The sequence below is a fragment of the Specibacter cremeus genome, assembly GCF_003946885.1.
Lineage (GTDB): Bacteria > Actinomycetota > Actinomycetes > Actinomycetales > Micrococcaceae > Specibacter > Specibacter cremeus.
Genome location: NZ_RWKQ01000054.1, coordinates 21,574 through 30,470, shown reverse-complemented (window position 1 = coordinate 30,470; position 8,897 = coordinate 21,574). Strand labels below are relative to the sequence as shown.

The 8,897-nt window shown below is 69.7% G+C and carries 9 protein-coding genes; 5 read left to right on the top strand and 4 right to left on the bottom strand.

Annotated features, from left to right (window positions below):
* Positions 1–243 (top strand): HNH endonuclease (locus EJC77_RS17535; protein ID WP_164520473.1); only part of this gene is annotated, 243 nt, incomplete at its 5' end.
* Between the two features lie 2 nt (positions 244–245).
* On the opposite strand, the gene EJC77_RS21655 is transcribed toward EJC77_RS17535, so the two are convergent.
* The 3 genes from EJC77_RS21655 to EJC77_RS17520 are packed head-to-tail and all read right to left on the bottom strand — an operon-like array spanning position 246 to position 2,468.
* Positions 246–515, bottom strand: a complete 270-nt coding sequence (locus EJC77_RS21655; RefSeq protein WP_125615670.1) for a Type 1 glutamine amidotransferase-like domain-containing protein — start codon at positions 513–515, stop codon at positions 246–248.
* A gap of 27 nt (positions 516–542) precedes the next feature.
* Positions 543–1,925, bottom strand: a complete 1,383-nt coding sequence (gene hisD / locus EJC77_RS17525; protein WP_125615669.1) for a histidinol dehydrogenase — start codon at positions 1,923–1,925, stop codon at positions 543–545.
* 9 nt (positions 1,926–1,934) lie between these two features.
* Positions 1,935–2,468 (bottom strand): hypothetical protein, encoded by a 534-nt coding sequence (locus EJC77_RS17520; RefSeq protein ID WP_125615667.1) that lies wholly within the window; start codon positions 2,466–2,468, stop codon positions 1,935–1,937.
* Between the two features lie 158 nt (positions 2,469–2,626).
* On the opposite strand from EJC77_RS17520, the gene EJC77_RS20505 reads away from it, so the two are divergent.
* The 4 genes from EJC77_RS20505 to EJC77_RS17500 all read left to right on the top strand — a co-directional run bounded on the left by EJC77_RS20505 (position 2,627) and on the right by EJC77_RS17500 (position 5,336).
* Positions 2,627–3,010: a hypothetical protein gene (locus EJC77_RS20505; RefSeq protein WP_164520472.1), complete on the top strand. Its 384-nt coding sequence runs from the start codon at positions 2,627–2,629 to the stop codon at positions 3,008–3,010.
* 43 nt (positions 3,011–3,053) lie between these two features.
* Positions 3,054–4,184, top strand: coding sequence for an NHL repeat-containing protein (locus tag EJC77_RS17510; RefSeq protein ID WP_205787454.1), 1,131 nt, complete (start codon positions 3,054–3,056; stop codon positions 4,182–4,184).
* A gap of 73 nt (positions 4,185–4,257) precedes the next feature.
* Positions 4,258–4,710 carry a hypothetical protein gene (locus tag EJC77_RS17505; RefSeq protein WP_125615664.1) on the top strand — a complete coding sequence of 151 codons (453 nt, stop codon included), beginning with the start codon at positions 4,258–4,260 and terminating at the stop codon, positions 4,708–4,710.
* Positions 4,707–5,336: a hypothetical protein gene (locus EJC77_RS17500; protein WP_125615661.1), complete on the top strand. Its 630-nt coding sequence runs from the start codon at positions 4,707–4,709 to the stop codon at positions 5,334–5,336. The genes EJC77_RS17505 and EJC77_RS17500 overlap by 4 nt, the downstream gene beginning before the upstream one ends.
* Here EJC77_RS17500 and dnaE read toward each other — a convergent pair whose 3' ends face one another.
* Positions 5,337–8,849: a DNA polymerase III subunit alpha gene (gene dnaE / locus EJC77_RS17495; RefSeq protein ID WP_125615658.1), complete on the bottom strand. Its 3,513-nt coding sequence runs from the start codon at positions 8,847–8,849 to the stop codon at positions 5,337–5,339.
* Between the last annotated feature and the right edge of the window lie 48 nt (positions 8,850–8,897).

The window sequence follows — 8,897 nt, the reverse complement described above, 5'->3', positions numbered from 1 at the left end:
CCGTGGTGCGACGCCCCCATCCGCGACTACGACCACATCACCCCATACGGCGACGGCGGCCACACCAGCATCGACAACGGCCAGGGCCTGTGCAAACGCTGCAACCTCACCAAGGAAGCCCCCGGCTGGACCACCACACCATTCCCGGCGCCGCCGATGCACCCTGCCCTCCCCGGCGCCACCGTCACCACCCCCACCGGCCACACCTACCAAGGCACCAGACCAAAACTCCCCGGCAGCTGAACTCACGTGGGAATGTCCAGGCCGGGCCCGGGAGGAAGTTCGCCGCGGACCACCATCTCCGTGAATGCTGCGGGTCTGCCTGGCCTACCGGATGGCACTGCGCCATTCTCGTAGTCGCGCCGGAGCACAATGTCGAACTCATGATGACGCCACACCGCCGGCATGTGGGCCGTGTTTCCGCCACCGACGTAAGGCACGTCTTGGGCGCGCGAGAAGCCCTCGAGGTCGGTCACCGTCCGTCGGAACAGCTCGAGAGATGGGTCGGCTCGCACTGTCGCTCGCCGATCCGCCCATGGCTGCTAGACGAAGCGGGCGGTCACGGCCGCCCCATGGGCCGGCAGGTTCTCCGCCTCGGCCAGCGCCACCACGTGCCCAGCCACCCGGGCCAGCGCGGCCTTGTCGTAGTTGATGACCTGGATGGCGCGCAGGAAGGTGGTGACGTTCAGCCCGGACGAGAACGCCGCCGTTCCGCTGGTCGGCAGCACATGGTTCGAGCCGGCGCAGTAGTCACCCAGGCTGACGGGGCTGTAGTCTCCCACGAAAATCGCGCCGGCGTTGCGGATCCGCGCGGCCACGGCCGGCGCGTCTGCCGTGTGGATTTCCAGGTGTTCGGCCGCATACGCGTCGCATGCGGCAATGCCCTGCGCCAGGTCGTCAACGAGGACCGCACCGGACTGGGTGCCGGACAGGGCCCGGCGCACGCGGTCGGCGTGCCGGGTGGCCCCGGCCTGCACGTCCAGTTCGATCGCAACCGCGTCAACGAGCGGCTCACTGTCGGTGATGAGCACGGACGCCGCACCCGGGTCGTGCTCGGCCTGGCTGATGAGGTCGGCCGCGACGAGCCGCGGGTTGGCCGTGGCGTCGGCCAGGATCGCGATCTCGGTGGCGCCGGCCTCCGAATCGATCCCGACCACGCCCTTGACGAGACGCTTGGCCGTGGCCACGAAGATGTTGCCCGGACCCGTGACCACATCGGCCGGTTCAATGGCGTCGCCGGCCGCGCCTTCGGGCACCCCGTACGCGAACGAGGCGATGGCCTGGGCGCCGCCGATCGCGTACACCTCGTCGACACCCAACAGGGCCGCCGCTGCCAGGATCGTCGGGTGCGGCAGGCCGCCGAACTCCTTTTGCGGCGGCGACGCCAGCGCCACGGACGACACGCCGGCCGCCAGCGCCGGCACCACGTTCATGATGACCGAGGACGGGTACACGGCCAGCCCGCCGGGAACATAGAGGCCCACGCGGCGCACCGGCACCCAGTGCTGCGAGACGACGGCGCCGTCGGCTATGGGCAGGTCGACGTCGGCGAGCCGCTGCGCCTGCGCGAACGCCCGGGCGCGGTCGATCGACTCCTCCAGCGCTGCCCGCACCGCGGGGTCCAGCACCTCCAGCGCCTGCCCAAGCGCCGCGGCGGGGACGCGCGGGTGGACCTGCGTGACGCCGTCGAACTTCTGCGCCAGCTCCGTGAGCGCCGCGAAACCGCGCTCGCGCACGTCGGCGATGATGCCGGCGACGGCGGTCTCGGCGCTGGCGACCCTCTCGCCGGCGGCACGCGGGACGGCCGCGCGCAACTGCGCCAGCGTCAGCTCCCGCCCGCGCAGGTCGATCCGGCGGAAATGCAGGGCCGGCCCGGCACCGGCGTCGGGGGCGGACGGGCTGGCGGTGGCGGGGGTGCTGTTCACCCGTCCAGCTTACCGGCCCGCCCTGCCCGGCAGCAGCTCGCCCACCATGGCGGCCAGGAACGTGACGAGGCAGCCGGCCAGGGGCCACAGCAGCAGGATGGAGGGCGACCGGAGCGAGAAGGCGATGCTTGGGCTCGGTGCGTCGGCCGGCTGCGGCGCGAACAGGCCGCCGAGGAACACCCCGAGCCGCCACGCGAGCAGCGAACCGAGCACCGCCCCGAGCGTGGCCACAACAACCTTGACCACCGCACCCGGACGGCCCATGGCCGGGACCAGGACCGCGGAGACGGCGACGCCGGCCACGACGCCGAGGCCGCCAAGCGCCAGATCGCGCGACACCCACAGGTTGATGTCCTTGCCGGAACCGAAGAATGCCCCGCCCGGGGCCAGCAGCCACCACAACACGCCGACAGGGATCCCGGCGGCGGCGGTGAGCAGGAACCAGCGCGCGAGCGACGCCGGCGGAGCCTTGGCCACGGCCACGGGCGGGGCGTAGGCCGCCGGCGGGTAGACGGCGTCGGGGGTCTCGGGCGTTTCGGTCATGGTCTCCAGCCTAGCCGCGACATGCCCGTCCCACCGCCATGTGAACCGACGGGGCCGCGGCCTCGTCTAACCGGCATCGTCTCAACAATTCGGCCCATCAACACCTCCAAATATCCGTGCCCGGCGAGCCCCGCCGGGATTCCCGCAAGGAGCTTCCCATGTTGGACAAACGGCTTGCCGTGGGCGCCACGGCGTTCGCGGCCGGCCTGTTGCTCGCCGCCTGCGGCGGGACACCCGCGCAGACCCCGCCCCAGCCCGTGGCCACCGTCACGGTGCACGCGGCGCCCACCCCGGCGCCCCATCCAAGGCCCACCCACGTGCGGCCCACGGTCAAACCGAAGCCGGCGCCCCCGCCCCCCGTGGCCGTCGTCCCGGCGCCACCGCCTCCACCGCCACCGCCTCCACCGCCACCCCCACCACCGCCACCACCTGTCGTGCAACCGCCACCGCCACCCGTCATGCATCCGCCGGACACGAGCAATGGCGGCGACCACGACGCGGACAACAACGGCGGCCCGGACGACGGTGACGGCATCAAGTAGTCCATCCAGAACAACACACACCCCACGGACCCGGGAGGTCCACATGTCATTATCGCTACTTCGCAGGTCACGGGCGGTGTGGGTCACGGCCCTCGCCGCCGGCGCCCTGGCCCTCGGCGGGCTGCCCGCAACGGCCAGCCCCGCCGGATTCATCGGACCGCTGACGCACAACGACACCGTCGCCAGCACCATCCCCGCCAACGGGGACGTCAACCCCTACGGCGTCGCCATCGTGCCGGCAAGCCGGGACAAGCTCATCAAGGGCGACGTGCTGGTCAGCAACTTCAACAACGCCCCGACGGCGAGCGCCCCCGGGGGCCTGCAGGGCACGGGCACAACCCTGGTTGAGATCTCGCCCTCGGGCCACCGCAGCCTGTTCGCCCGGATCTCCCCGGCGGCGGTCCCCGGCGGTGTGGGCCTGACCACGGCGCTGGTCGTGCTGCGCTCGGGCTGGGTCATCGTGGGCAGCCTGCCGACGACGGACGGCACGTCCGCCACGGCCCGGCGCGGATCGCTGATCGTGCTCGACAGCAACGGCATGGTGCGCGAAACGATCACCGGGCACGGCATCAACGGGCCCTGGGACGCCACCGCACTTGACCTGGGACACTTTGCCGAGCTGTTCGTCAGCAACGTCCTGACCGGCATTGTCAACGGCCAGCCCGCCGCCACCACCAACGGCGACGTCGTCCGGCTCGTCCTCGACCTGCGCGGATCCACCCCACGGGTCCTGGTCAGCACCGTGATAGCCAACGGCCTGCCGGTTCGCACCGACCCGGCCGCGCTCATCATCGGGCCCACCGGACTTGCGCTCGGCCCGGACGGAACGCTGTTCGTCGCCGACACCGTTGGGTCCCGGATCGCCCGAATCCCCGACGCGCTGTTCCGGCTCACGCCGGTCAACGCCGGGCTGCCGGCAGCCACCGTATCGGCCGATAAACACCTCAACGGCCCGCTCGGACTGGCGCTCGCACCCAACGGCGACCTGCTCAGCGTCAACGCCGGCGACAACTTCATCGTCGAACTGACACGCGACGGGACGTTTGTGGCCGCCCGGAACCTCGATCCCGCCGACCCGCCAGGCGGCGCCCTGTTCGGCCTGGCCACCACGCAGGGCCCCCCTGCCGTCTACTACGTGAACGACGACACCAACACCCTGAACATCCTGCACTGACACCATCTACGCGGGCGGCACCGGCTGCCGCCCGCACCCCAATCAACGGAATATCAATAGATCGGAAAGTCCGATGATCAATACCCCCTTGCCCGCTGACCCCGTCCACCGGCGACTGCTGCTGCGCGGCCTCACCGTCGTCGGACTCGCCGGGACGGCCCTGGTCCACCTGGACCAGCTGCCGGACACGCTGCACCAGACCCCACTGCTCGGCGCCATGTTCGCGGTGCTGGTCGCGGGGGCAACCGCCGCGGCCGTCGCCATGGCCCTCCTCGACTCCGACCTGGTGTGGCTCGCCGTGCTGCTGATGGCCGCCGGCACGATCGGCGGCTACATCATCACCCGCAGCATGGCCACACCCATCGACGACCAGGACCTTGGCAACTGGTTCGAACCCCTGGGCCTGGTCTCGCTGTTCGTGGAGGCCGCCCTGGTGGCCCTCTGCGTCGGCGCACTCAGGAAGCCGGCGCGGGCCAAAGCCCGCATCGACGAGTTCGCCGGATCCGCCGGTGGTGCGCTCCAATGACGGCCACCGGGCGCCGCCGGTCCCCGGCGGCGCTCCCCCTGGCCGCCGTCGCACTGGCCATCGGCCTGTCGGCCGTGGCCGGCTGCGCGGCGCCGGCTCCCCCCGCCGGGCACTCCGCCGGGCCGGCAGCCCTGCCAACCGCCTTCGCGTGGTTCACGGCGGCGCCGGCGCCGGCCGGCTGGAAAACCGCAGCCCTATCCGACGGGACGGGGGTCCTGTCGTATCCGCCCGACGCCGTCCCCCTGCAAACCGACCCGGGCACGGCGACGGTCGGGACGAGGGACACGGGCGGCCGGATCGCGCTCTACCTGAACACGACGCCACGGCAGGGCACCGAATCCTTGGCCAGCTGGACGCACTCGCGCCTGGCCCACCTGCTGGAGGACACCGCCGCGACCGCCACCCTGTCGGCGGCCGCGACCGGGCTGGCGTTCCGGGGCGGCACGGGCTCGTGCGTGATCGACGACTACGTGACCAAGATCGGCGCCCACCACTACCGCGAGATGGCCTGCCTCGTGGCCGGCGACCACGGCAGCAGCGTGCTGGTCGCGGCCGCGCCGGCTGCGGACTGGACCCGCTACCGCGACGTGCTCGAACGGGCCGTCGACGCCTACACGGCCCGCTGATCAGCCTTCCAGGCAGGCCGGCCCGAGCAGCACCTTCAGGTCGCCGAAGAGCGCCGGCGTCGGGTTCACGCGGTGGTGCAGGGGAAGCTTCATGACCACCACGTTCCGGGAGCCGCTCAAGAGCATCTTCACCTCGGTCGTGCCGGCATGGGTGGTGAGCACATCCTTGAGCGCCAGCAGCACCGGTTCGGTGGCCTTGTGCTCGGGCATGGAGATCACCAGCGGGCCGGCGAGTCCCTGGCTCAGGTCCGGCACGCTCAGCTCCATGGCGTTCAGCGTGATGGATCCGTCGTCGCGTTTCTGCACCCGGCCCTTGACCACGACGACGAGGTCCTCGGCCAACACCGTGGCGATCGGGCCGTACACCTGGCCGAAGAACATGACCTCGAGCGAACCGCCCAGGTCCTCGATCTCGCACCGCGCATACGGGTTGCCGCTGTTCTTGGCGATGCGGCGCTGCAGAGAGGTGATCATGCCGGCGATCGTGACGATGTGCCCGTCGGACGGGCCGTCGTCGGCGAGCACGTCCGTGATGGACAGGTCGGCGTTCTGGCGCAGCACGCCCTCCAGCCCCTGCAGCGGATGGTCCGAGACGTACAGGCCGAGCATGTCCCGCTCGAACGCCAGCTTGTCCTTCTTCTCCCATTCGGGCAGGTCCGGCACCTCGGTGGCCAGCGACGTCTCGGGCTCGTCGGCGTCCCCACCCAGCCCGGCGAACAGGTCGAACTGGCCGACGGCCTCGTTGCGCTTGAGCGCGATGACCGAGTCGACGGCCTCCTCATGGATCATGGCCAGGGCACGGCGTGGGTGCCCGAGCGAGTCGTAGGCGCCGGCCTTGATGAGCGATTCGATAGTGCGCTTGTTGCACACGACCGCGGGCACCTTGACCAGGAAGTCGGAGAAGTCCGTGAACACGCCCTTCTCCCGACGCGCCTCGACCATGGCGTTGACCACGTTCGCGCCGACGTTGCGGATCGCGCCCATGCCGAAGCGGATGTCGTTGCCGACCGGGGTGAAGTTCAGCGCCGATTCGTTGACATCCGGCGGCAGCACGGTGATGCCCATGTGGCGGCATTCGTTCAGGTACAGGGCCAGCTTGTCCTTGTCGTCGCCGACCGACGTGAGCAGCGCCGCCATGTACTCGGCCGGGTAATGCGCTTTCAGGTACGCCGTCCAGAACGACACGACGCCGTACGCGGCCGAGTGCGCCTTGTTGAAGGCGTAGTCGGAAAACGGCAGCAGGATGTCCCACAGCGTCTTGACGGCCTCATCCGAATAGCCGTTGTCGTTCATGCCCTTGGCGAAGCCGGCGTACTGCTTGTCCAGCTCCGCCTTCTTCTTCTTGCCCATGGCACGGCGCAGGATGTCGGCCTGGCCCAGCGAGTAGCCGGCCAGTTTCTGCGCGATCGACATGACCTGTTCCTGGTACACGATCAGGCCGTAGGTGCCACCGAGGATGTCCGCGAGCGGCTCCGCCAGCTCCGGGTGGATGGGCGTGATGTCCTGCAGCCCGTTCTTGCGCAGCGCATAGTTGGTGTGCGAGTTCGCCCCCATGGGTCCGGGCCGGTACAAGGCCAGCACGGCGGAGATGTCCTCGAAATTGTCCGGGCGCATCATCTTCAGCAGCCCGCGCATGGGCCCGCCGTCGAGCTGGAACACCCCGAGGGTGTCGCCGCGGGCCAGCAGCTCATAGGACGCCGGGTCGTCCAGGCCCAGATGTTCCAGGTCCAGGTCGAAGTCCCGGTTCGCCTTGATGTTCTCCAGGGCGTCAGAAATGATTGTCAGGTTCCGCAGGCCCAGGAAGTCCATCTTGATCAGGCCCAGGCCCTCACTGGTGGGGTAGTCGAACTGGGTGATCACCTGCCCGTCCTGGAAGCGGCGCATGATCGGGATGACGTCGATGATCGGGTCGGAGCTCATGATGACGCCGGCGGCGTGGACGCCCCACTGGCGTTTGAGCCCCTCGATGCCCTTGGCCGTCTCGAACACCTTCCCGGCCTCCGGGTCGGTGGCGATGAGCTGGCGGAAATCGGCGGCCTCCCCGTACCGCTTGGCGTCCGGGTTCTCGATGTCGGCCAGCGGGATGTCCTTGGCCATGACGGCCGGCGGCAGCGCCTTGGTCAGCGCCTCCCCCATGCTGAACGGGTGGCCGAGCACGCGGGACGAGTCCTTGAGCGCCTGTTTCGTCTTGATGCTGCCGTACGTGACGATCATGGCCACGCGCTCGTCGCCGTATTTCTCGGTGACGTACTTGATCACCTCGTGGCGGCGCCGGTCATCGAAGTCGACGTCGAAGTCGGGCATCGAGACGCGCTCCGGATTCAGGAACCGTTCGAAGATCAGCCCGTGCTTGAGCGGGTCAAGGTCGGTGATGCGCATCGCGTACGCGACCATGGAACCGGCGCCCGAACCACGGCCGGGCCCCACCCGGATGCCGTGGTCCTTGGACCAGTTGATGAAATCGGCCACGACCAGGAAGTAGCCGGGGAAGCCCATCTTGATGATGACCTCGAGCTCATAGTCGGCCTGTTTGCGCACGGCGTCGGGCACACCGGCCGGGTACCTGTAATCAAGGCCCTGCTCGACCTCCTTGACCAGCCACGACGTCTCGTCCTCCCCGGGCGGGCACGGGAACTTGGGCATATAGTTGGCGTCCGTGTTGAACGACACCTCGCAGCGTTCGGCGATCCGCAACGTGTTGTCGCACGCCTCGGGCAGCTCCGCGAACAGGGCCCGCATCTCGGCCGGCGACTTCAGGTAGTAGCCGCTGCCGCTGAACGCGAAGCGGGAGCCGCCCTCGTCGTAGGTCGGCTCGAGCAGGGTGGATCCGGACTGGATGGCCAGCAGTGCCTCGTGCGCCTTCGCGTCGTGCTCGTGCGTGTAGTGCAGATCGTTCGTGGCGACGAGCGGGATGGCCAGTTCCTTGGCCAGGCGCAGCAGGTCCTTCGTGACCCGGCGCTCGATCTCCAGGCCGTGGTCCATCAGCTCGCAGTAGTAGTTCTCCCGGCCGAAGAGGTCCTGGAACTCCCCGGCGGCCGCCTTCGCCTCCTCATACAGGCCCAGGCGCAGCTTCGTCTGTACCTCCCCGGACGGGCAGCCGGTCGTGGCGATCAGGCCCGGGCTGTACTGGGTGAGCAGTTCCCGGTCCAGCCGCGGCCACTTGCCGAACACGGAGTCCAGCGAGGCGATCGAGGAGGCCCGGAACAGGTTGCGCATGCCCTGGTTGTTGTAGCTGAGCAGCGTCATGTGCGTATACGCGCCGCCGCCGGAGACGTCGTCGCCCTTCTGGCTCTCGTCGGTGCGCCACTTCACCCGTGTCTTGTCCGTGCGCGCGGTTCCGGGCGTCACATACGCTTCCACGCCGATGATCGGCTTCACGCCGGCCGCCTTGGCCTTGCTCCAGAAGTCGAATGCCCCGAACAGGTAGCCATGGTCGGTCGTGGCCAGCGCGGGCATGCCGAGCCGTTCGGTCTCGGCGAACAACTCGGTCAGGCGCGCCGCGCCGTCGAGCATCGAGTATTNCCCCCCCCCGGAGGGAAGGCGCAGGGAAGGCACAGGGAC